Origin of the sequence: Flammeovirga aprica JL-4 (assembly GCF_012844305.1) — a bacterium.
GTDB lineage: Bacteria > Bacteroidota > Bacteroidia > Cytophagales > Flammeovirgaceae > Flammeovirga > Flammeovirga aprica.
In genome coordinates, this window is record NZ_JABANE010000004.1 from 103,815 (window position 1) to 126,831 (window position 23,017).

At 29.4% G+C, this 23,017-nt stretch carries 15 protein-coding genes; 1 reads left to right on the top strand and 14 read right to left on the bottom strand.

Features of this window, described 5'->3' with window-relative positions:
* Window positions 1-72: 72 nt before the first annotated feature.
* The 14 genes from HHU12_RS02325 to HHU12_RS02375 all read right to left on the bottom strand — a co-directional run bounded on the left by HHU12_RS02325 (window position 73) and on the right by HHU12_RS02375 (window position 18,971).
* Window positions 73-1,365, bottom strand: coding sequence for an HlyD family efflux transporter periplasmic adaptor subunit (locus HHU12_RS02325; protein ID WP_169654608.1), 1,293 nt, complete (start codon window positions 1,363-1,365; stop codon window positions 73-75).
* Window positions 1,362-3,551 (bottom strand): peptidase domain-containing ABC transporter, encoded by a 2,190-nt coding sequence (locus HHU12_RS02330; protein ID WP_169654610.1) that lies wholly within the window; start codon window positions 3,549-3,551, stop codon window positions 1,362-1,364. The genes HHU12_RS02325 and HHU12_RS02330 overlap by 4 nt, the downstream gene beginning before the upstream one ends.
* Before the next feature lie 58 nt (window positions 3,552-3,609).
* Window positions 3,610-4,410: a thiopeptide-type bacteriocin biosynthesis protein gene (locus HHU12_RS02335; RefSeq protein ID WP_169654612.1), complete on the bottom strand. Its 801-nt coding sequence runs from the start codon at window positions 4,408-4,410 to the stop codon at window positions 3,610-3,612.
* Window positions 4,411-4,418: 8 nt separating this feature from the next.
* Window positions 4,419-5,588 carry a lanthionine synthetase LanC family protein gene (locus HHU12_RS02340; RefSeq protein ID WP_169654614.1) on the bottom strand — a complete coding sequence of 390 codons (1,170 nt, stop codon included), beginning with the start codon at window positions 5,586-5,588 and terminating at the stop codon, window positions 4,419-4,421.
* A gap of 1 nt (window position 5,589) precedes the next feature.
* Window positions 5,590-7,728 carry a lantibiotic dehydratase family protein gene (locus HHU12_RS02345; protein ID WP_169654616.1) on the bottom strand — a complete coding sequence of 713 codons (2,139 nt, stop codon included), beginning with the start codon at window positions 7,726-7,728 and terminating at the stop codon, window positions 5,590-5,592.
* 77 nt (window positions 7,729-7,805) lie between these two features.
* Entirely contained in the window at window positions 7,806-7,964 is a 159-nt protein-coding gene (locus HHU12_RS35910; RefSeq protein ID WP_205959754.1) for a class I lanthipeptide, read from the bottom strand.
* Between the two features lie 80 nt (window positions 7,965-8,044).
* Entirely contained in the window at window positions 8,045-8,179 is a 135-nt protein-coding gene (locus tag HHU12_RS34975; RefSeq protein WP_205959755.1) for a class I lanthipeptide, read from the bottom strand.
* Between the two features lie 249 nt (window positions 8,180-8,428).
* On the bottom strand, window positions 8,429-8,563 hold the full coding sequence (locus HHU12_RS34980) for a class I lanthipeptide (RefSeq protein WP_205959756.1): 135 nt from the start codon (window positions 8,561-8,563) through the stop codon (window positions 8,429-8,431).
* Between the two features lie 234 nt (window positions 8,564-8,797).
* On the bottom strand, window positions 8,798-10,180 hold the full coding sequence (locus HHU12_RS02350) for a glycosyltransferase (RefSeq protein WP_169654618.1): 1,383 nt from the start codon (window positions 10,178-10,180) through the stop codon (window positions 8,798-8,800).
* Window positions 10,177-11,892, bottom strand: a complete 1,716-nt coding sequence (locus HHU12_RS02355; protein WP_169654620.1) for a lanthionine synthetase LanC family protein — start codon at window positions 11,890-11,892, stop codon at window positions 10,177-10,179. The genes HHU12_RS02350 and HHU12_RS02355 overlap by 4 nt, the downstream gene beginning before the upstream one ends.
* 743 nt (window positions 11,893-12,635) lie before the next feature.
* Window positions 12,636-13,586, bottom strand: a complete 951-nt coding sequence (locus HHU12_RS02360; RefSeq protein ID WP_169654622.1) for a hypothetical protein — start codon at window positions 13,584-13,586, stop codon at window positions 12,636-12,638.
* A 94-nt stretch (window positions 13,587-13,680) separates the two neighbouring features.
* Complete coding sequence (locus HHU12_RS02365; RefSeq protein ID WP_169654624.1) at window positions 13,681-14,517, bottom strand: DUF6734 family protein; 837 nt, start codon at window positions 14,515-14,517, stop codon at window positions 13,681-13,683.
* A 590-nt stretch (window positions 14,518-15,107) separates the two neighbouring features.
* A complete protein-coding gene (locus HHU12_RS02370) occupies window positions 15,108-16,904 on the bottom strand; it encodes a BspA family leucine-rich repeat surface protein (protein ID WP_169654626.1) in 1,797 nt (598 codons plus the stop codon).
* A 78-nt stretch (window positions 16,905-16,982) separates the two neighbouring features.
* Window positions 16,983-18,971: a BspA family leucine-rich repeat surface protein gene (locus HHU12_RS02375; protein WP_169654628.1), complete on the bottom strand. Its 1,989-nt coding sequence runs from the start codon at window positions 18,969-18,971 to the stop codon at window positions 16,983-16,985.
* Window positions 18,972-19,835: 864 nt separating this feature from the next.
* Here HHU12_RS02375 and HHU12_RS02380 point away from each other — a divergent pair.
* The gene (locus tag HHU12_RS02380; protein ID WP_169654630.1) at window positions 19,836-22,904 is read left to right on the top strand and encodes a polysaccharide lyase family 8 super-sandwich domain-containing protein; all 3,069 of its coding nucleotides are present in this window, start codon (window positions 19,836-19,838) and stop codon (window positions 22,902-22,904) included.
* Window positions 22,905-23,017 lie beyond the last annotated feature (113 nt).

Sequence of the window (23,017 nt, forward strand, 5' to 3'; positions counted from 1 at the left end):
TATTTATTGTCAGATTAACTTCAATAGTTAAAAGGCTTATAATCATCATTTTTATATGCTGAAATGATGAGTTTAGTTGTTATAGATATTCTTTATAGGGTTAAAAAACCTCTCTAAAAAACTATAATCTTCCGTTACAATCTCAATATCTGCTATCATATTTGATATAAAAGGTAATTGAATTCCATATGTGGTCACTAAGGAGTTTGGAAGTCCAATTTTAATATCATAATAGTATTCTCCATTATATAAAATCGGATAGTCAGAAATACTTACTATCTCTCCTTTTAAGATTCCATACTCATGATAGGGATAGTTTCTAAGCTTTATATTTACGGTCTGATACTGTTCTAGTTTACCTGAGTTTATTATCGCAATTTTACTAGTACCATACAGTTCTTCTTTTAGAGTATCATTTGAAATATAGAAAAGCAATTCACCTTTTTTTACAGGGGAATATTCTTTTAATTCTTTTGCGTAAGTTACAGTACCATTTATTTTATCACTGACTAATAAATGTTCCTTTTTCCAATCCAATATTCTTGATATAAGTTGAGAAGTGTAATTCTTTAAATCTATATTAAGCTGTTTTAATTTTATTTCATATTCCTCTTCCAGTAAAATATTCTCATTCTTTATTGAAGTAATATTCAAGTTATTGGTATTCATTGATTCATCTAATCCTAATAAACTAATCTCTGCCACTCTTAGGTTAGATTTTGTTTCTTGAAATTCGTTGTACGAAATAAAGTCTTTCAAATAAAGGTTTGAATCAATTCCTACTTTTCTCTCCAAATCAAGATAATCCTTCTGTTTTAAATCATACTGAGTCTTTAAAATAGTATTTCTGTCTTCATATTGCTTAATTTTTAATGCGTTCAAATGCAATTTATCTTGTATTGTTGATGGGATGTTTGCCTTGGCATAAGCCATCTTTAATTCGTTAAAAGGCATTTGTAAACTACCTAAATTTACTTCATCAAATAGCTTCAAGCTATCATAATTGTCATTTAACAAAATACGCTCTAACCCAAGTATATGCTTATAGTTTACGTTGGTTCCTATGATAGCAATCAATTTATCTTTCTCAACATATGAATTATTTTTATAAAGAAGACGATCTATGATACCATCAGTTTTAGACAAATACTTTACAGGAGGGTTATCACTTATAAAAAGCATCTCACTTAGAATGACCTCAGGGTATTTCACAAAAGCAGACAGTATAAGCATTGATAGAAAAAATACACCGTAAAACATATTACCGTATTTAACAATCCAGAAAGGTTTTGTATCCATCAAATCATTAGACTCATTGCTCAACAATGAGTCTAAGTCCCTATTTTTTTGATCTACATTATTCATGACATAAATTGCTTTTCCATTAACCTATAGAATTTTGATTCTTTCTGAGAAAGTAACACCTGTGTCTCTCCAAATTCCACAATATTTCCACCTTCCAGATGTAATACATAGTCTGAGTTTAAAACTGTACTTAGCCTGTGTGCAATCACAAGAACTGTTTTCCCTTCAATGTACTTATTTAGTTTTTCTGTAATTTCTATCTCATTTTCAACATCCAAAGAGTTAGTTGCTTCATCAAAAAATAAGAATTTTGGGTTTTTATATACTGCTCTTGCAATTTTAATTCTCTGCTTTTGCCCTTCACTCAGACCCCGACCTTCATTCCCAATTTTAGTTTTAAAACCTCTCGGAAGGTTATAGATATAGTCTAAACAATTTGCTACCTCACAGGCGTAGGTCAGTTGTTCATAATCAATCAATGATGTATTAAGCGTAATATTATTTTCAATAGTATCATTAAAAATATGACCATCTTGAAGTACTGCACCAGAATTATCTCTGAAAGACTTTAAATTAATGTTAGAAATATCAACACCACCTATCATTATATTACCACTACTAGGTGCATAAAAACCCATCAAAAGTTTTAATAAAGTAGATTTTCCACTACCACTATTTCCAACAATAGCAGTCGTTTTATTTGTAGGGATAACAGCTGATACATTTTGTAGAACAACACTATTCTGAAGAGACTCATAGGAGAATTGAACATTTCTAATTTCAATTTCATTACTTTGTAGATTATCTACACTTACATAGGTGTGATCATCATTATCTCTCTCATCTTTTTTATTATGTATTTCACTTAACCTTTCCAAACTAAACTGTGCATCCTGAAAGTTTTCAATAAAACCGATAAAATTAGAGATAGGAACATTCAATTGCGACAAAATATAGGATATAGATAATAATGCCCCAATAGAAACATCTCCTTCAATTACGTGAACTGCAGCAAAATAGATAATCATTAAATTTGTCGTTTGATTGAAAATTAATGAACCAACTTTTTGGTATTGAGCTAAAGATATTTCTTTCAAATCAAGTTTATACAGTCTGGTTTGAAAGCCTTCCCATCTCCATCTTTGTCTCATCTCTATATTATTCTGCTTTATTTCTTGCATTCCATCCACTAGCTCAATGAGGTTTGATTGTTCTTTTGATGATATTTCAAATCTCTTATAGTTGATGCTTCTCCTGTACTTTATAAAGAAGATAATCCATGAAACGTACAATGTGTTCCCTACAATAAAAACAAGAAATATGGTCATACTATAGTAAGCCATAATTAAAGAAAAAATAAAAAAATTGGAGAGAGAGAATATCGTTGAGAAAGTAGAAACCGTAAGAAAGTTTTCGATGTATCTATGGTCATTCATCCGTTGAATAATGTCACCAACGTTTTTTTTATCAAAATAGCTAATTGGTAATCTCATCAACTTTATTAAAAAATCAGTCATGATGGTTATATTCAATCTTCCACTGATATAAATTGACAACCAATCTCTTATTACCTCAATAAATACTTGTGATAAATAAACAAAACCTTGGCAAAAGGTTAATATCAGAACAAGGTTGAGATTGTTATTCATTATACCTTTGTCAATAATTGATTGTGACAAAAGTGGTAATACCAACTGTAATAAGTTGCCGACGATCAAACCTATAAATAACTGATAGATATACTTTTTATACGGTATTAAATATTTAAGATAAAAAAGTATATCCTTTTCTGATTCGTTGTCATCGTGATTATATAAGTCAACAGTAGGTTCTAATAATAATGCAACTCCGGTATCTTGTTCACTAGACCAACGTTTTAAGAAATCTTTTTCATCTAAAACAAATCGACCCACCGAAGGATCAGAAATGTAAAACTTATTCGCTCTTTTTTTCCTTACTACTTTCTCAAGAACTACATAATGGTTAGAGTCCCAATGTAAAATACACGGCTCACTGAGACTCTCAATCAACCACTCCACATTAATTCTTACCGCTCTGCTTCGGAAACCGATTTTTTCTGATGCTTCACATAAACTAAATAATGTTGCTCCTGACCTGATCAAGTGTGTCATGTTTCTCAAAAACTCAATATCAAAACTTTTACCATAGTATTTTGATATCATTTTCAGACAAGTTGGTCCACAGTCCATTATGTCTAATTGCTTATAAAATGGAAACTTTGGCATAACAGTAGATTAAAAAGTAAGTTTATTATTAAAAAAATGGATGAATATTGGTAGTGTTTTAATGTTTTTTCTTCTTTAGTGTGACAAAGTATTTGTTCATAAAATTATATATCAATGATTCATATTTTCTTGCTTCAGTTCTGAATAACCTATTAAAATGCATATGCAAAAGACCAAATAGAAATTCATGTTTAGGTTTGAATGAGGACAAACCTAACAAGTCATAATGCTCCTGAATGATCACATTACTACCCAATCGATCTATATACTCTCTATACTTATTGTTTATCTTTATTTTATTAGGTTTATCAACTGGGAATTCAAGTGAGAATGAATCTTTCAATTCTTTTGTAAATAGTATTTTTTCATCTATGTTCAAATCAAACAACCCTAATATACCTATTGCATAATTGAGGCCCCAAATCCACCTATCATGATCACCTAATTCATGAGAATATTCATACTTCAAATATTCCAAAATGTGAACGCTATTAATCTGAAAAAATTCTTCCGCTAATTGAATTTTATCTTCTCCATAACGTTCCAATTCCCTTGAATAACAATCAAGTGAGTATCGATAAACCAACCTTTCATGAATAGAATACTCCAATATCTTATTAAACTCTTGAAGTAATGTATCTATAGAATAATTCGATTGAGGACTGATATGAAATCTAACCCTTAAATGATAATCTGGGTCGGCATATCGTATAAAGAAAAACTTATCAATGACTCTTGAATGAAGCAAGTTTTGAGAATACGTATGGATCTGATTGTATAATAACCCTTCTAAGTGCTTCACTCCTCCGTATATCTTAAAATACAGCCAACCATCCCCTAGCATAAAAAATCTCTTCATGATAAATATTAATCTAACATTAATAATGAACTCCAACCTTCAATTTCAGGGTTAGAAAATGTCAACATACATAAAGCAACCCCTACAGTTCCTTCTAGCAATCCACTATGGGATTTCATTTCTTCTGTTCCTTCAGGTTCTAACAAATAATCTTTATTTTCTTCTGTAAATGTATTGACTCTTTCTAACCAATATTCATGTCCTGTCTTGAATTCATCAATTCCTGTCATTTTCCATAATTTAAAATAGATATAACTCACCCCAATAAATCCATGACAAAAACCAGGTTCTTTTAAAAATGTGTCATTATAATTTTGTCGTTTTAAAGAATTGATTAATCTTTTAATTGAATGCTGTTCTACATAAGTATCATTAATCAAAACTGAAGCCTTATATAGAGTATACCAAATCGTCAGATCACCGTAACACCAAGCTAACCTACTTTTTTGTAATAAGGACTCATCATTTTTAGTTTTCATTGAAGGAAAATCAGAACCAACTTCCTCAAAATTTTGCTGATTGTCCATATAATACTTAATACATTTTTTCAATAAGAATACACATTCATCTTTTCTGATTTTCAACTCTATTGATTTCATTAGTATATAGATTTTACCCATATTTCCATGTGCTAAACCGAAATCTATACTTTGCCCAACTTCATCATTTAAGGAAAACTGTTGATTTCTTATCCAGTAACAATGATGCTCAGTTTCTACCTTATTTTTAAAGATATAATCTAGAAGAACTTCTATAGCCTCATTATGTTTACGATTTAAAAAATATAAGCCAATACCAAGGGAACCATTCATTTGATCACTACTGTTTTTCTCATCCTGAAACAAACTTATCATACTATCGAAAAGATGAATATCTACTGATTCTAAAAACTGCTGTGCATCTAAAATATCTTTCCCATCAAGATAATTGTATAACAATCCCACCCCAGCCAGGCCATTAGATAGAAAAGGAGAAATAGAACCTTCTTCTATTGTTGAGTTTATTTTATCAATTGATTCCATTAATAACTCATAATATTTATCCTCTGATGTGGTAAGATATATTAATGCAATAAGCAAAGCTTTTCCTGATAATCCACCATATAAACAAACAGAATCATCTTTTTCATAATTTTGTATTATTTTATTAAATAATACGTTATTTTTTTCTAAGACCATTTTATAATCTTTTTACAAAACTCATAATAAACTCATTGTTATAGCCATTTCCTTGGCTGTCTTTCACTATATAATCTTCAGGCTCATAAAACTCTTCTAAAACAACATTTTTATGTTTTTTAATTTCTTGTATAAATATTCTAATAAAATTATTGTTTGTTAGATCTAAAAGTAGTTTGTTATCTCCATTTACAAGAACAATGGTTAATGGGATACTTTCTTTTTGGAAGTAATTAGTTATTATCGACTTTGCCTCTTCAAAATCTTTATGAATTTTTAAATCATCTAGTGTTACTTTCCACTTTCGTAGACTCAAAATAATATTACCAAATCGAATTCTAGGCAAGTAATTATATAAGTTTTCCAAGTTGTGAAAGCTAGGAAGTAAATAAGTGGTATGTATAGCATTTTGATATTCAGATAAGAACTTATAGATTGTCAAATCACTTAAAAGAAAATTATGAGAATTCGTTAAAACTGGAATAATAGATTTATCGAGTTTTTTACTAAATAAATCGACACTACCTTGTTTATGTTTTACGTAGATATCCGAAAGTTGAATAACATTTTCTTCATCTAAATCAGATAAACTCAAAATTGGAATCTCAATATCTCTAACTATTGGTTTCTGAATAACATTCCCAACTCTACCTTCAGGAATATGACTTATTTCTGCTAATACACTGTTATCTCCTACTTCTTTATCATATTGATTGATTTCTTTGACCCAATTCAATACGTCTTGATTATTAGAGAACCTTGCTAAAATATTAATAGAAGAACTGCCTCCAGCTTCCTTTAGAAAAATATCGTATTCTTCTTTACCTTTTGTATAAACTTCAAAAATAGAACAAAATGTGTTTGGGATAACTGCATCATTCTTTTCAATGTCTAACAAATCACTTTTAGTAAGAACTATTTCTTCTTCATTTCTTGATATCTTATTGATCAATTTTTTATCAAACTCAGTAATTTTAACTTCATTATTTGTTTGCTTATCGGTTCGAATTTTATCAATTAACGGGTTTATATCGTTTTCCTCTCCTGCTCTTGATACAGGGAAGCCTATCCCGGATTCAACATCCAAAGCTTGAAGCAATGGAACTTCTTCGTATTCATAGCGTTGAAAAAATGCCTCTGAAAACTTTGTAATCAATCCACTTTCTGGCTTTTTTGACAATTTGCTTAAAATTTGAATTGCATCACATACTTCATTCGCGATTTGAGAAGGTAAAAAGCCTGAAACACTTATATATGTATCACAATTTAAATTATTCATTACCTTTTCCGTACCTAAATAATCATAAATAGATACATTGATAGTTTCACACTCTTCAACAGTAGGAGTAGAAGTGTTTATTCTATTTACATTATTATTAATTGTCTTGACCTCTGGCTCTAAAAGCCCATATTGGTTTATTTTTTCTGTAAGCAATGAAAGCGGGCTATCTCCGTTTGCTTTTATATTCAGTTCACTAACCAGAAGCTGTTCTTCAATTAGTCCATCTACAAATTCCATCGCATCTTCCTTACTTATATCTTCGCTTATCAAACTTTTTGCGATTTCTTTATACGGTTTACCACTTTTAGCAAAGTGTAAAACTTGTAGTATATAATCATTTATTTCAACTGAACATAATTGATAAGAAAGTCTATTTTTGACAAGTAAGGATTCAATGTATCTAAGATGATCTCCTGATTTATAAAGACTATTATTTGAATAATAAGTGAGAGCATGCCTTCCTTCCTTATTTACTTTAGAAATTAATTCTCCAACTACATTCAAATCAATTCGAAAATGATTATAATCATCTCTAATTGATATATTACCAGCATGGTCATTTATCTTTCCTACCCCCCCCCCTGCAAATAAACCATAAGGAGTACATCGAAAATGAAACCGGATCAAATATTTCAACAAAGATAGTTTGACCTTTATTCTATTTTTCTCGGAAAGCGAATTGTAATCATTCAGATTCATATACAGATCTCTAGATGATAAATAAATCGCTCTCAAAAATAAATCATCGTCTGCTATCAATGAAAGAAAATCTTTATCAAAAACTGAAAGGGTTTCCTGTAATGTAGTTATTGGCCTTGAAGGACTTCTCAGATAAAATGAATCTAAATATGTAAACATTTTAATAAATTAATGATCAAAAGAAGGAATGAAGGAATACTAAATGTACATTTAGTATTCCTTATTTTTAGAGCTTACTAATACCTACTGCCGGGGTTGTTGCCGCAAATACATTCCGTCCAGACGCGCGTCCAGCACGTATGTGTCCAGTAGCCACCTTCAATACGGTTCTGCTCTTCTTTGCTCAAGTTCGAAATGATCGACTTCTTGATTTGGATTTTTTTCGACTTTTTCATAAAAGTTTTTTTAGTTAAGTTAAAAATTAAACAATATACCAATATTGGTTTCTTAAGAAAGTAATTCAATATTGAATCACTTATCTAATACAACGACGAAAGGTTCGTTTGTTATACAAATGCGTATTGTCACCGCCTTCAATACGGTTCTGCTCTTCTTTGCTCAAGTTCGAAATGATCGACTTCTTGATTTTGATTTTTTTCGACTTTTTCATAATAGTTTTTGAGTTAAGTTAAGAATTAAACAATATACCAACATTGGTTTCTTAAGAAAGTAATTCAATATTGAATCACTTATCTCGACCAACAACGTAAGCTGAATTTATAATACGAATGCGTTGTATCACCGCCTTCAATACGATTCTGCTCTTCTTTGCTCAAGTTCGAAATGATCGATTTTAAGCTAAAGATTAAACAATATATCAATGTTGGTTTCTTAAGAAAGTAATTCAATATTGAATCACTTATCTCGACCAACAACGTAAGCTGAATTTATAATACGAATGCGTTGTATCACCGCCTTCAATACGGTTCTGCTCTTCTTTGCTCAAGTCCGATATGATCGACTTCTTGATTTGGATTTTTTTCGACTTTTTCATAAAAGCTCTTAATTTAAGTTAAACATTAAACAATATACCAATGTTGGCTTCTTAAGAAAGTAATTCAATATTGAATCACTTATTTCATATGTAATGAGGTTTTAACAACCTCCATAATATCACTGAAAAAAGCACCTGCTGTGATGTAAAGACACTCTGATTAAAAGAATTGACTAACTGACACTAGGGTAGATGGCTATGCTATTTCTCTAAAATATCCCTAATGTTCACTTCCTATTTATACAATTCTTCTAAAACTTCTTGAGCCGATAGATAGTTATGACTATTATTAATAGCATTATACATCTTGGAAAGGTTATGCTTATACTTTCCGTTAGACAATAGCTCTTCAATCTGACTGATTATCTTCTTTTTACTATCAAAATATTTCCCTCTTAAGCCCAATCCATGGTAAAATACTTTGGAAGAATTACCTACTTGATCCATATCCCTTGAACCTGGATAAATCAACATTGGTGTACAAGTAAGTATGCATTCATTTATGGAATTCATGCCTCCATGACCTATCATTATATCAACACCTGATTTAAGTAATTCAATTTGTGGAAGCCTTTTAAAAATATGAATATCATAACCTTGAACATTTTCACGCAACTCATTTCTTAAGTTATCATCTTCTATACATATGTATAGTACACAATAATCTAACTGTTTGAATACTTCGATTATACTTTCATATATCACTTCATTATTTTTATAACGGAATACTGCTGTTCCAAATGAACAAAATACTATTTTCTTGTTTTGCTCTTTTTTTTCTCTAAGCAGTTGCTCATATGAAAAATCGTACAACAGATTATTTCTTTTCTCTAATACCGGCTTGGCTACATAGTAATGATTATATCGCTTCTCATGTGGGAAATCAAACTCCAAGAATGTGGTATTGATTTCTGGAATTTTTTTAAAACCTACTAACCTATTCCTTTCGTAATCAATACCGGCTTGATCAACAAGGTTATTTTTTTTTAAATATTTTATAATTGAAGACTCTAAGGATCCTCCATACATAAAATCCTCTATCTTATGCCTTAACTTATGTTTAAACCACTCATATTGGACAAGAAACTCACTTGTTTTACTTTTTATATCAGGAATAAAATAAGAAGATAAAGGAAGTGTTGTCCTGGTTTTAACACCTGATGTTGTAGTTTGAACAATAGCAAACTTCATCTTGCTTTTAATCAGTGGAGGAATATAAATAGTATATACCATGTCTATCAATACTAAATCAGGAGCTAACTTCTGAAAAATAGGAGTTAGAAAGTCTTCATTTTCTATATTATTTTTAATCCTTTTTATATGATTTCGATCATTCCAAAACAGTTTAATAGTCTTTAGCCTGTCATTTATATTTTTTTTTCTTTTAGTAGTAGATTTAGAATATGTTTGAAGCCTTACAATATCATAAGGAATTTCATGAAACTTTAGTCCATTTTCTGTAATTATAGAACTTATTTTTGATGTTCCTACAAAGATCACTTCATTGCCTAGCTCTTTCAATTCTTTTGCAAAAGCCAAAATAGCATTAATATGACTTTCTTGAGGAAACATTTTTATGGCTATTTTTTTCGGTTTCGAGTTATTGACTGTCATCATTTTACTATTTTTATAAAGCCTCTCATCTTCCAACTTAAAACAAACTTAAATACCTTTTTCTTTTCCTCTAAAAGACCTAAGTCTAATAGGTTTTCACTCATCTCTTCAATGGTAAAGACCTCGTCGCTCAAAGCTTTCTGTATAACAGCTTGTACATAATGAACTTTAATCTTTTCTACTTCTCCATTTGATTTCAACATTAAAAGATAGTTTTCATGATAATCTTTTTCATTTATTAAAATCCTTATGTGTTCTACCCCTTTAATCTTTGTACTATATCTCAGTTTTTTAAGATTACTTCTAAACGACATATAATAACCCCAATTGACTTCCATCGTTTGAAGTTCATAAATCATTTTATCAAAAGTTCCCATTTCATCAAAACAAAGTGAATCATACAGTTTATCTTTGCTTCCTCGTTTAAAATGAAAATAAGGTTTATTCTTTTTAAACTCACTTAGTACATCAATTTCAATGGATGGTTGTAATCTACACTTATTAGGTATTAGAAGATTGTGAATTGATTTATTTCTGTATATCAACATCAAAAAGTAAGCTTTGCCGGTTTCCCCATTGAATAGTGACAAGTCTATTTTATCTGTATTCCGTACGTGACTTGACTTATTAGAATCATTTAAAATATTTTTTACTATAGTTTGAAAGGGTGGAGAACTTTCTGAAATCGTTTGTAAAACTAAACTCATCCCTAAAACACCATCTAAAAAGTAATTTTCACTGCCATTCAACTGACTCAGGCCATTCACATTTTTCTGTAAAACCTCAGAATAAAAACTTTTATCTAACTCTCTTGAAATAAGAAAACCAATACTACCACTTGCCCAATAATCATTACTATTATTCAACTGATAATCTCCAAGATTAATACTTGAAGATCCCACATTATTATTATCACGGTAACTATAATCTGGCCAAGACAAATCTGAAGTATCAAATTTCAGATCCTCATACAGAATTGCTTCTTCAATGATTTTCTCTAAAAAAATATCGGGAGTAATTAAATATTTACTCAGTCTTTTTAGAACAAACACTATTCCTGAATTTCCCTTTAAAAAGCCTAGTAAGGGAGATTGAGATTCCGGGTCTTGATCCCAGAAAACACCTTTGTCAGTTATCCTTGCATTAGAAATGATATAGTTAGTACAATTAATAATTTCGCTATTTATTTTATCATTATTATAGACTTCTGAAATTAACAATAACGATAATAAATATCCAGAGGCTCCTTCTGCAATATTGTTGCAATAACTTAATTTCGAATAACTAACATTTATATCTGCTAAATCTAAAACCTTGCTTAAATATTTATCATCAGAAGTCACATTATACATTAATAATAAAATAAATAGGTAACCTCCTTTTCCGTTATAAAAACCTATTTTGGTTTCTTTTGAATAGTTGTCAATCAATGATGCTATCCCCAATTCAATTAGTTCCAAACATTTTTCATCTTTCCTATTTGTAAACTCATAGTACTCAATTAAAAATACTATTATTCCACCTATCCCATTCAATAATGAATAAGATATTTTTCTCTCATAAACGTTTTCAGAGTAAACCTTACTGATTGTACTCCATTTTATACCATTTTTTGTCCTATCATAGATTGCCTCAATAGCAACATAATCATACACATTCTTGATAAATGTATGAACACACTTTTCAAGATAAATTTTATTTTTATCGTTAATCATTTCTCATTAAATAGGTAGTCTAACAAATAGGGCATACAATTCTAACCTTAATTATCAAATAGATAGACTGATAATTTACAGATATAAAGAACATGAAATCCATACATTACAAGGATTACCTTACAATGATTACAATTGTTGGATAGATGAAATTTAGGGGAAACATATCCGTTTTAAAATTGGTTAACTTTTAGTGTCTTTTTATAAGTATAATCTACACAAAGAAAATTGCCCTTATATTAAATACTTGATTAATATTTTTTTGGGTGGTGACTTTAGTTTTGGTTTATGATATACATAGGCATTTTAGTTTAAATTAAAGAGTTTAAATTAGTTTTATATCTTAGAATTAATAAACTTCCAAAGTTTAAATTACTAATAACCTTAACTGGTTTTTGATGTAATAAGTATTAAAGTTTCGGTGAAAATGTTTATTAACGTTTGTTGAAATTTAGGTAAGAGAGCTATTTCTAATTGTTTTTTCTTACTATTTAAATATAAATATTTATTCTTTTAATTAACATACATAATACTTATAATCATATATTTTCTTATAATATTCATATATTTTTTTCAATAATTATTACTTATCATAAATTAAATAGTACTAATGCTCCATTCTATAATAAATTACTCATTTATATAACCCATTTTTTATGTTATATATGGAAGACAAATACCTTGTTATATATACGTTCTCACTGAATAAGAAACTTATTATTGATGCTGTAGATTTATTATTTTCAACAATAGTTTTTTTCATTTACTTGGGAAACTTCTGATATAATATTATCAGCTAATAAATTTGCTAATAATGTTTTTAAGAAATCATCTTTTTCAATATCCTTTTCCTTATTGAATATAATGTACAAATCCTTAACACTCATTTCAGATTCGTTTAGTTTGTATATAAATGACATTGCTCCATTAAGAGGCAAACAATTCACCTCAGTACCTCTAAAAAATATCAAATGATCAAACTCTTGAAGTTCCAACTCATCCATTTCAAATTCTAAATAATCATCAATAAGAAGATATGAGAAATTTGTTGTATATATATCTGCACTCTTATTCAGTTGTATTAGTTTTCCCCAAATATCTTGATCTGATATTAATAGATGTTGATTTCTTATTCTATCATTAGGCAATTCATATATTTGTTTATTGTATATTTTCTTTTCTAGAAGAAATACTGGGTCATAAGTGTTCTTTTTCCACAACATTTTGTGATTAATATCTTTATGTGATATTGGAAAATGAATTCTTAGGTACATTTCCCAAAACTTATTTTCAGATAAAAGAAATTGATTTAATTTATACTTTTTTGGAGTACAAAAACTAAGATTAATAATTTCAGATAATGCATTTAATATACTGGGACTTTGCATTGTAATTTTCTCATTATCAAACTTAAAACAACCATTATTTACCGTATAATCATTTCTAAATATGACTGTTTTTTCATTAATGAAATACATTCTTTTTAACAAAAAAGCTATCATTTCATCAATAATATTTGATAGTTTTTCACTTCTATAAACTCTATTAAGTTTATATACTGATAGAAGAAACCCTGTAACACCTTCTTCATAGGATAAATTGATGTAATTGTTATTTTTAATAAAATCCCAATAATTAACAATATTATTTACTTCTGAAGAAATGAGATTTCCATTATTAGCATTCTCATCCATAATTTTATTTATCAGTAAAATTATGGATTTTATACCACCTGAATAAAACATATAACTCAAAATTTAACTAATTGAAAAACATATAGCTTAAGTATTATAACACTCCCCTTTCCAACATATCGATTAAATTAAAATATAATTTAGGACAATATTTTTGAACAAGCTTTTCAAAATATTTGTACTGTTCTGTCCTTTTTTTATTATAATATCCTAACACATGGGTAAAATCCCATTTATTATTAAAGCTGGAAACCTCTGAGTATTGTGAAATACAAGTTAGGTCTTTTAATAAACAAGACACCCTTTTATTTCTCTCTTTCGCTACCTTAAATAAGCCATATTGTTCTACATATATTGCTATATCGGTATAAATATTGTCAGAATTATAGGTTGTGTTTTTTAAGAAACTATCATAAATAACTTCCATGTATTCAAATAGTTGATAATAAGATTTTAAATCTTCTCCACCTACTATGCCAGTATTGTAGGCAATGTTTTCTTCAAGTGAACTATTATAAAGAGATTTATGCGCATTATAATATGTATCTACATCTGTTTCAATATTTTGAACACAAATATCCTCTTTAAACGAAAAATTATTTTCTTTAAATAAAAAAGCATCGTAGTCTATATGGATGAACGGTTTATTTTGCTTACTAAAGGTAACTATCTTACCAAAAGTCCAATATTTAGTATCGTAAGGTATTATATCTAAATCAGTAGATACTTTATTATATTTTAGTTTTAAAATATCAATCAATAAATGTTTACCCAAAGTATCAGTTACTAGCTCAGTAGAACTAAATTTTTGATTAATCAAATGGTTACTTAAAATCCAGCTGATGTAAAAATATTTCCTATCATTCCATGATAAGTTATGATCTTTATTATTTGAATATGGTTTTGTCCAAAAGCTTTGAATGCCTATCATTAAAATTTTACATTTTTGATATAATGATTACAACCCTTATACAACGCAATCCTTTCTCAATAAATTGAGGTAAATTATAAATAATGATTTTAAAGCATTGTAGTTTATATCCTTTAGACTCCAACCAGTCGATTTTACCACCATTCAATTATAATAGCATTAACGAATAAATGTTAATACAACAATAGGAATAACAATTGAGTATTCTTGAATTTTTAATATTTTACTCTTACTTGAAAATTTCAAATTGCATACAATTTTAGAAGTTGTTTTTTGTTAGATTTTTGTGTCGCTACTCAAATTTATGCAAGCTTAAACCCCGGAAAAAGGTAAATTTCTCTTTTTCGGGGTTTACTATATATCTTCAAGTATACATCCCATTACTTTCAACTAGTTAACCTCTCTCTTAAACTCCTTATTTAGATCTAAAGGAATAGTAAGACATCCTGTCTATTATTTACTTAACTTACTATTAAGTAAAAGGTCCAGATTAAAGAATATTTTATTAATACAGGTAATTTCTCTAGTAAATAAAATCTAAATTGATAGTATATCGTGTGTATATTACTTTTTTGAGTGGATATTAAATCTTATTCTAACACAAATTTTAAAGTTGTAATATTACCTTTCTCATCAATTAATTTCAGAATACAAGCCTTATTAGTGGTTAATTGAAACTTCCACCATTCAATCATTTCTCCTTGATTGATAGAACTAAAACCACTATTGATTAAGTTTCCACTGAAGTCGTATAACTCCCAATCAAGATCTCCTTCAAAGTTTCCAGAAAACAAATCGATTTCATCAACAATTACACCGTTAGGACTTGAATGTGATGAGTCAAAAGGATTATCACATTTTTGGTCATTATCCTCAATTGTCCAATTGTAAGTATCAATGATTTTTTCTCTTTCATCCTCACTTTTACAATATGAAGTGCTCGTACTCAAAGTAACGTTATCTTGAAGTTCTAATTGACTCCAACTTTCTAAAATCTTGTCATAGTTTTCAACTGAAAATGGTGTACCTTGAAACATTCCCGACATATATTTTGCTGATGAGACATCCCAATTGCTAATATCTACATTAAAATCATGGGAATTATAAAATAAAAATTTCATATTTTTTACCGAAGACACATCCCAATTCTTCACTCCTGAACCATTAAAATTTTTAGTATTTGCAAAGGTCGATCTCATAGAAGTTATATTCGATACGTCCCATTTAGCTAAGTTTTTATTTCCTTCAAAAAACTTACACCCTGCAAACGTATACTCTAAACTTATAACATTTGAGAGGTTGGGAGCATCATTCGCTGTAAAATTCTTTAGTTTATTACAATTCTGGAACATTTTAGCCAATGAACTAAATTTAACGTCTCCCCATTGCACAACATCAGTTATGTTATTAGGAGCCAGAAATTTATTCATTCTACCTCTTATTCTAATAGTATCTGGTTTTGAGTCATAAGTATGTGATATTATTTCTAAACCAGTGTTTTTTGAAAAACGTTCCCATACTCCATTTCCTTCCCAATCAACTTCAAAAAATGCATCTGTATATGCAGAAAAGTTTACAATATTATTACTACCATCAACTACAAATATGAATTCATTATTTGCACATTGGCCTAAATCATTTATAACCCATTGATGATCTTCTATTATTTTATTTTTTCCAGTAACACTAGAACAATAGTATTGAGAGACATCTAATCGTACATTATCTTGCAAATCTAGTTTGCTCCATTCAAACAATAGTTCATCATAATTTGCTTTTGAAATGGCAGAATTAATAAACATATTTTTCATGTTTGTGACTGATGAGACATCCCAACTTTTTATATTACCTTCAAATTTCTTTGTGTTATAGAATGTAGCTCTCATAGATTGAACATTGGAGACATTCCATTCATTAAGATCCTGTTTAAATATGCTAGCTCCGGCAAATGCATAATCCATTGAAATTACATTTGTCAAGTTTGGTTTATCAGAGGCAGAAAAACCTGCTATTTTGTGACATTGTTGGAATATTCTATTTAATGTAGTGAATGGCATGTTACCCCATTGAATGACATCAACAATAGATGTTGGAGCTCTGAATTCGGAAAGATTTCCACTGATTTTAATTATGCCAGAATGACCGGGAGCTAATGTCTTTTGAACTTGATTCAGCTGTTTATGTTTAATAGTCACTAGTCCGTTTCCATCTCCCCAGTCTACATAAAAATCTTCATTACTATTACTGCTTCCCATAAATAATACATCTGTAGGATTGTTGGGATTTGTTTCAACTTTAATAATGAACTCATCACTGTTTGCTTTAGAAAAAGTTACCAAGCTTATGAGAAGCAAGGGTATAACCGTAAAAAATATAATCTTCTTCATTTTGATAGTTTTTGATTTTCAGCTAATTCACTGTTGAAGAAGAGAAAAAATTTTCTTCAACAGTGAATAGTTTAGTTTTTATTGCTTAATAAATTTCATGATACTTACATGTTTATTTTTATCATAAACTTTTAGGATACCTGCCTTTTTAGAATTCATTTCGAAATCCCACCACTTAAGTTTTTCTCCTTTTTGTAAAAAGGTATGACCATTGCTTAAAATATTCCCATTGAAGTCATAAAGAGACCAGTAAACATCTCCTTCATAAAGTCCTGAATTAAGGTTCAGTTCATCTTTAATTAAGCCATTTTTGCTATTGCGGTATGATGAACTATAATTTGTTGGACAATTACTTCCTCCATCAGTAATGATCCAACCATAATCATCAATAATTTTTTGTCTTTGATCAGCACTTTGGCAATAGGTTGAAGAAACATCAAATTTAACATCCTCTTGAAGTCCGTTTTCTAGTTTACTCCAGCTATCTAAGAGATTGTCATAGTTTTCAGAACTGAATTGGTTTGTTCCTTCGAGCATATCCACCATATTATTCACATTAGAAACGTTCCATTGTTCAATATTTTGATTGAATGATATGGCATTATAAAATAGTTGCTTCATATTTTTTACATTTGAAACATCCCAACTACTGATATCATTATTAAACATTCTAGTATAAGCAAAAGCTGATCGCATTGACGTCACTTCAGAGACATCCCATGTACTAATATCACCGTTAAAATTATAGGCACTTGCAAAAGCATATTGCATAGTTGTTACTCTAGAAAGGTTTGGAGTATCGGTAGCAGTAAACCCTTCAATGGATTTACAGAAGTGAAACATGTTATTTAGTGTTGTAAAAGCAACGTCTCCCCATTGTAAAACATCAATGATATTCTTTGGAGCTACAAATTTATTAAGGTCGCCTTTTATCTTAATTATACTTGGCTCTCCTTCAAAATAATGACTTACTTTTATTTGTGCACTATCTGAAATTACCTCTTCCCATTCATTGTTGTTTTCCCAGTCAACATAAAATGTATTTACACTTTGAGCTTCGAATGATATAGTTCTTCCGGGTTTCCCTTTCACCTGAAAAATAAAGTTATAATCATCGCATGGTCCATGATCATCAATATACCAATTGTGGTCATATACCAAAGCTCTTCTTTCGTCTGCTGCATCACAATAGTTGCTAGAAATACCAAAATACACAGAATCTTGAACATCTTGACTTGCCCAGCTGTGAAGTAATTTATCATAGGTCTCATTAGATATTCTTGTATTAATAAATGCTTCATACATTTTATAAACATTAGAAATATCCCAATTACTTAGGTCCCTGTTAAATGCTCTGGCATTGTAAAACATAGAATTCATATTTTCTAAAGACTCAGTATTCCAATTGCTTATATCAGCATTAAAATTGAAAGCTTCATAAAACATTTTTCTCATATTTTTTACCTTAGATACATCCCAATTACTAATATCTGAAATGAAACGATTGGCTCCACAAAACATAAATCTCATGTCCTCTACCTTTGAAACATCCCATTGACTTAAATCGCCATTAAAATTTTCTGCATGATAAAATGTAAGAACCATAGAAGTAACATTAGATACATCCCATTGACTTAAGTCGCCGTTGAATTTTTCACATCTCGCAAAAGTTCTATTCATGGAAACTACCTTAGATAGGTTTGGTGTATCATTGGCACTGAACTTTTTAAGCTTGTAGCATTTTTTGAATGCATCATCAAGTGAAGTAAAACCAACATCACCCCACTGAATGACATCTTTGATATCTTGTGGAGCTTTGAATATGTTCATTTCTCCTCTAATTTTTATAGTATCGGGTTTAGTCTCAAACTTAAAAGAGATTCGTTGTATACCATCAGTAGTAATTTCCATCCATTCATTGTTGTTTTTCCAGTCAATTTCAAAGGAAGAGTTTGTACTAGCGTAAAAGGAAGTTGTTGATTCGCTTCCTTCATCTAATACAAAGATGAAATATTTACTTGTGTCCTGATCATAATTAATGAGCTTTGCATACGTAGAAAAGCTCATTGTTAATAAAATCGAAATACAAAATAGTATTTTACCCATAAGTTAATTTTTAGGTGTTAAATTCATTTCATGTATTTGATTCTTTTTTTTTAAAAAATAACCACTTAGTATGGTTAATAAAAGTAAATACCATTTGTTTGTGGCTTACTGTTAGTTTCACAGTACTCATTTTTGATTACAATAATAGAACTTAGATTTACAACATTTTTCCGTATTATATAGTTAAGTACCTTTTGATAAAATAATTTCTTGAATTGTTAAGCTGGAGATTTATTCTGACTTAGAAACACTCTGAATCAACCATTTATGACTCATACTTTACTCAATAAGATATCTTCTTAAATCTTTAAAAAAATAGGTACTATATTGAATTTAAAATATATTATACAATAAACATTACAGATGAATCAACTAATATGGCATGTAAATATTAGAACTTATTGTACTTCTGTAATGGTTAAATAACCCAACTAGTACTCGCTTAATCAAATGTTTAGTCTCTCAAAAGAAATAAGGGTTTTGACAAAAGGGGGGGTAATTCATCCTTCTTTTTTTTGTAAAACCATTTAACTCTAATAATCAAAGTACAAAACATCTAATCGATAATAAATGTTATTTGTTTATTAAGGAATGGTGATCAATTCTAAATAAAGAGTCTAAATAATAAAACTAACTATTGCTAATAACTTTGACATTAATAACAGTTTCTCATAGGAGATTATTCTAACTCAAAATGCTGATAAAATACAACTATTTTAAACTCTAGCGTAACTAGAAAAGTCTTCATAAAGGAAACTCTAATATCAATTAATCAATAGTTATTAACCCATAATTTTCTATTTAAAAACTAAATTAAACAAAACAATGTACCTAAAAGTATTTTTATTAATCAGTCTGCTTTTCATGCCCTTTATTTTTACTTCGGGGCAAATTACATCAGAACCTACCAGAAAGTTCCCTAACCCTGTTTCTATAGAAGGTTATGTTTATCCCCCTGGCCCTGTTGATGTTCTTAAGCCTAATGAGTATTGTTTATTTGAAGTGAAAGGAGATACTGTCATAGGGCAAGTTCAACTAGATTACAATTCGTATGCTAAAGTAAATTTCAAAATAGTTGAAGGAGATGAGGATAACCTTTTTAGAATTCATAATTATGTTAATAGTTTCGGAAAATCCTTTGGGAAAATATTATGTAACAAAAAGCAACATGATAAATCTTCTTATTTTATTACTGTGCAAGGGACGTTCGAAGATGGCTCTAAAAAATCTGAGAAATACGAAATAAAAGTTGTAGATGAATTGACAGCTACAAGGTTTTGGAATCATTTTGGCCTCAAATTGATTAAAATGAAAGATTTTGGAAGGCAAAAAACTGATAAAGAAGCAGAAGCAATATTCTCAACTTTAAGAAGTAATGGACAAATCAGAGCATTTGATTATGCCATTACCGATAAGGTTAAGTATTTAGATCTCCAAGAACAAGTATTATTATTAGCCGATGCTACATTGTCGCTATTAGATCCAAATAGTAGTTTATATGATAAAAGAAGTCTGGTTGATAGATTATACAATACCATAATTTTTACAGATTCTATTAATGATATCATTCATGAGAATGAACCTAATACAATCGATTCTCATGTTTGGCGAATATCGGATCCGATTATTGGAATCGGACTACACTTATATAAGGATTATATCTTAAAAGACTTGGAACTTCCGTATGACAGTTTCCAACATAAAAAAGCCCAGCAAGTGCTTGATGCTTTAATTAATATAGGGGATGTATTATGGGGTGAAAGAATGAATCTTAGACCTATCTTAAATACAGCTAATATTGCTCATCGCGAAAGGTCTTTATTAGTGCGTCTGTTGTTAACTAATGATTATAATAGGGCAATTACTGATAGGGATCTTCTATATGATACAGTGGATCAAAGAATTCCAGGGTTTTATCCTAAAAATGGATATCAAGATTATATTACTATTATGCAAAAAATGGCGCGTTTCCCGGAGGAATATGGTTTCCCAGGAATATATCCAGATGGTAGTATAGTTCATCATACTCAAAATAATCCAAACGAAAAGTATAAATACAGAGCCACGGCCACTTTTGTTCCCACATCATATGGATATAGTTGGATTAATAGCAAAATTAGTTTTATCCCTTTTTTCAAAAATACAGACTTTAGTTACAATAAATCAGCTCCAAATGAAACAGCTGATTACATTCTCGATTATTTTAAGCCTTTGGTTTATAAGGGACGATTTGATTTTACCATCGGTGCTGGTTTAGATGGCAATCTGTATAATGAACAGCGAAAAATAAAGACTCTCACAGAAAATATTTTTAATTCTGTGAATGATAGCATTGAAATTTTCAGGAAGGATGAGCTACAAGATTTTTATATGAATTCTATTTATAAACAAACTGGATATAGATCAAACACACCCTATTGGAATTCTGATTATATCGCTCATCAAAGAAAAGATTATTTTAGTTCTGTTAAAATGGTTTCTTTTCATTCTACACCTCCAGAACAAAAAGAAGTACATAAAAAAAACATTGTCAATTCATACGTCTTTTTTGGTGATGGTGCTTTTCAAATTCAAAGAAGAGGTGATGAATATTTTAATATAAATAATGTTTTTGACGGTCAACAAGTACCAGGTACAACTGTTGAAATACAAGATGAGATCATAGTTAAATCTACAGGTCTGGCCAATTCAGCAGTGACTGGACAGAATACTTTTGTAGGAGTCAACTCTGATGGAGAGTATGGGTTTGGAGCTTATGTAATGGCAAGAGATCGGGAGGAAGTTGATTATGAGTTTAATACAGCCAAAAAAGGATATTTCTTTTTTGAAAATGAAGTATTAGCCTGTGCGAATAGCATTAGGAGAACCAAAAACGGTAATCAGAAGGCAATTATAACCACAATCAATCAAACAGAACAAAGAACAGCAATCGAATACCATATTGAAAATAGTAGAGGTGAAATACTTGATGCAAATACTACAAAAAAAATCACATGCGTAAAAACACCTTTTTGGGTACATCATGATAGTGTAGGTTATATTGTCTTCCCGGATTCAATCACAGGAGTACAAGTCAATCTTATTTCTGAAACGAGGATTGATCGAATTGATCAAGAAACTAAAGTAAAAGTTTTTGTAATACAGATAGAACATGGTATAGAACCCAATAATGACAGTTACCATTATTTGATGATTCCAAATTGTTCAGTAAATGATGTAGATGATAGATATCAAAAACTCCTAAATAAAACTGATGATATCAGCATTGTAAAAAACGATTCAAGTGCTATTGTCGTTCAGCATAAAGAATTAAAAAGAACTCAATTTGTGTTTTTTAAGGCAGATACGATTGACATTAAAAATTATTTTTCTGGGGAAGATTTAAAGATCGGAGTAGATCAACCTTCCTTAATCATGCTAAAAGAGATGGATGATAACATTGTTCAAATTATCACTACTGATGCTAATCAACATGATAATGAAAATGATATTAATCTTTTTCTTAACAGAACTCTAGAAGGGGAGCATGCGAACTGTCATGGAGAAAGTACAACAATTAAATTTACATCAAGTGATATAATGACTGAAATAGGTAGGCCCATGATGAAGAGTTACTTCAAAACCAATCATCAATCTATTACAAGCTCAATTAATAAAGTAAATGATGATGAAATAGTAATTTATCCAAATCCATCAAATGGAATATTCAATATCTTATCAAAATCAAAAATTAAGAAATATGCCGTTTATAACCTAAATGGAAAACTAATTGAAAATGGTAATTTTATAAATGATGGTATCATATTAAATGACCTCAAAAGGGGTATATATTACCTAAGTTTAGTGACTGAAAATGAATTAAGAATCGTGAAGAAAATTATTCTTGTAAATTAAAAACTTAAAATACTTCTAATTATTCTGGAAAAGAGAAGTATTGACGTTTTAATTATGTTCTATGAGTCTGTACTTTATTTAAATCTTCACAAGATAATATTAAACGATAGCAG

Excerpts from the sequence above, each read along its gene's own strand:
- HHU12_RS02325 (WP_169654608.1), bottom strand. The coding sequence starts at position 1,365 with ATGAATAATGTAGATCAAAAAAATAGGGACTTAGACTCATTGTTGAGC.
- HHU12_RS02330 (WP_169654610.1), bottom strand. The coding sequence starts at position 3,551 with ATGCCAAAGTTTCCATTTTATAAGCAATTAGACATAATGGACTGTGGA.
- HHU12_RS02335 (WP_169654612.1), bottom strand. The coding sequence starts at position 4,410 with ATGAAGAGATTTTTTATGCTAGGGGATGGTTGGCTGTATTTTAAGATA.
- HHU12_RS02340 (WP_169654614.1), bottom strand. The coding sequence starts at position 5,588 with ATGGTCTTAGAAAAAAATAACGTATTATTTAATAAAATAATACAAAAT.
- HHU12_RS02345 (WP_169654616.1), bottom strand. The coding sequence starts at position 7,728 with ATGTTTACATATTTAGATTCATTTTATCTGAGAAGTCCTTCAAGGCCA.
- HHU12_RS35910 (WP_205959754.1), bottom strand. The coding sequence starts at position 7,964 with ATGAAAAAGTCGAAAAAAATCCAAATCAAGAAGTCGATCATTTCGAAC.
- HHU12_RS34975 (WP_205959755.1), bottom strand. The coding sequence starts at position 8,179 with ATGAAAAAGTCGAAAAAAATCAAAATCAAGAAGTCGATCATTTCGAAC.
- HHU12_RS34980 (WP_205959756.1), bottom strand. The coding sequence starts at position 8,563 with ATGAAAAAGTCGAAAAAAATCCAAATCAAGAAGTCGATCATATCGGAC.
- HHU12_RS02350 (WP_169654618.1), bottom strand. The coding sequence starts at position 10,180 with ATGATGACAGTCAATAACTCGAAACCGAAAAAAATAGCCATAAAAATG.
- HHU12_RS02355 (WP_169654620.1), bottom strand. The coding sequence starts at position 11,892 with ATGATTAACGATAAAAATAAAATTTATCTTGAAAAGTGTGTTCATACA.
- HHU12_RS02360 (WP_169654622.1), bottom strand. The coding sequence starts at position 13,586 with ATGGATGAGAATGCTAATAATGGAAATCTCATTTCTTCAGAAGTAAAT.
- HHU12_RS02365 (WP_169654624.1), bottom strand. The coding sequence starts at position 14,517 with ATGATAGGCATTCAAAGCTTTTGGACAAAACCATATTCAAATAATAAA.
- HHU12_RS02370 (WP_169654626.1), bottom strand. The coding sequence starts at position 16,904 with ATGAAGAAGATTATATTTTTTACGGTTATACCCTTGCTTCTCATAAGC.
- HHU12_RS02375 (WP_169654628.1), bottom strand. The coding sequence starts at position 18,971 with ATGAGCTTTTCTACGTATGCAAAGCTCATTAATTATGATCAGGACACA.
- HHU12_RS02380 (WP_169654630.1), top strand. The coding sequence starts at position 19,836 with ATGTACCTAAAAGTATTTTTATTAATCAGTCTGCTTTTCATGCCCTTT.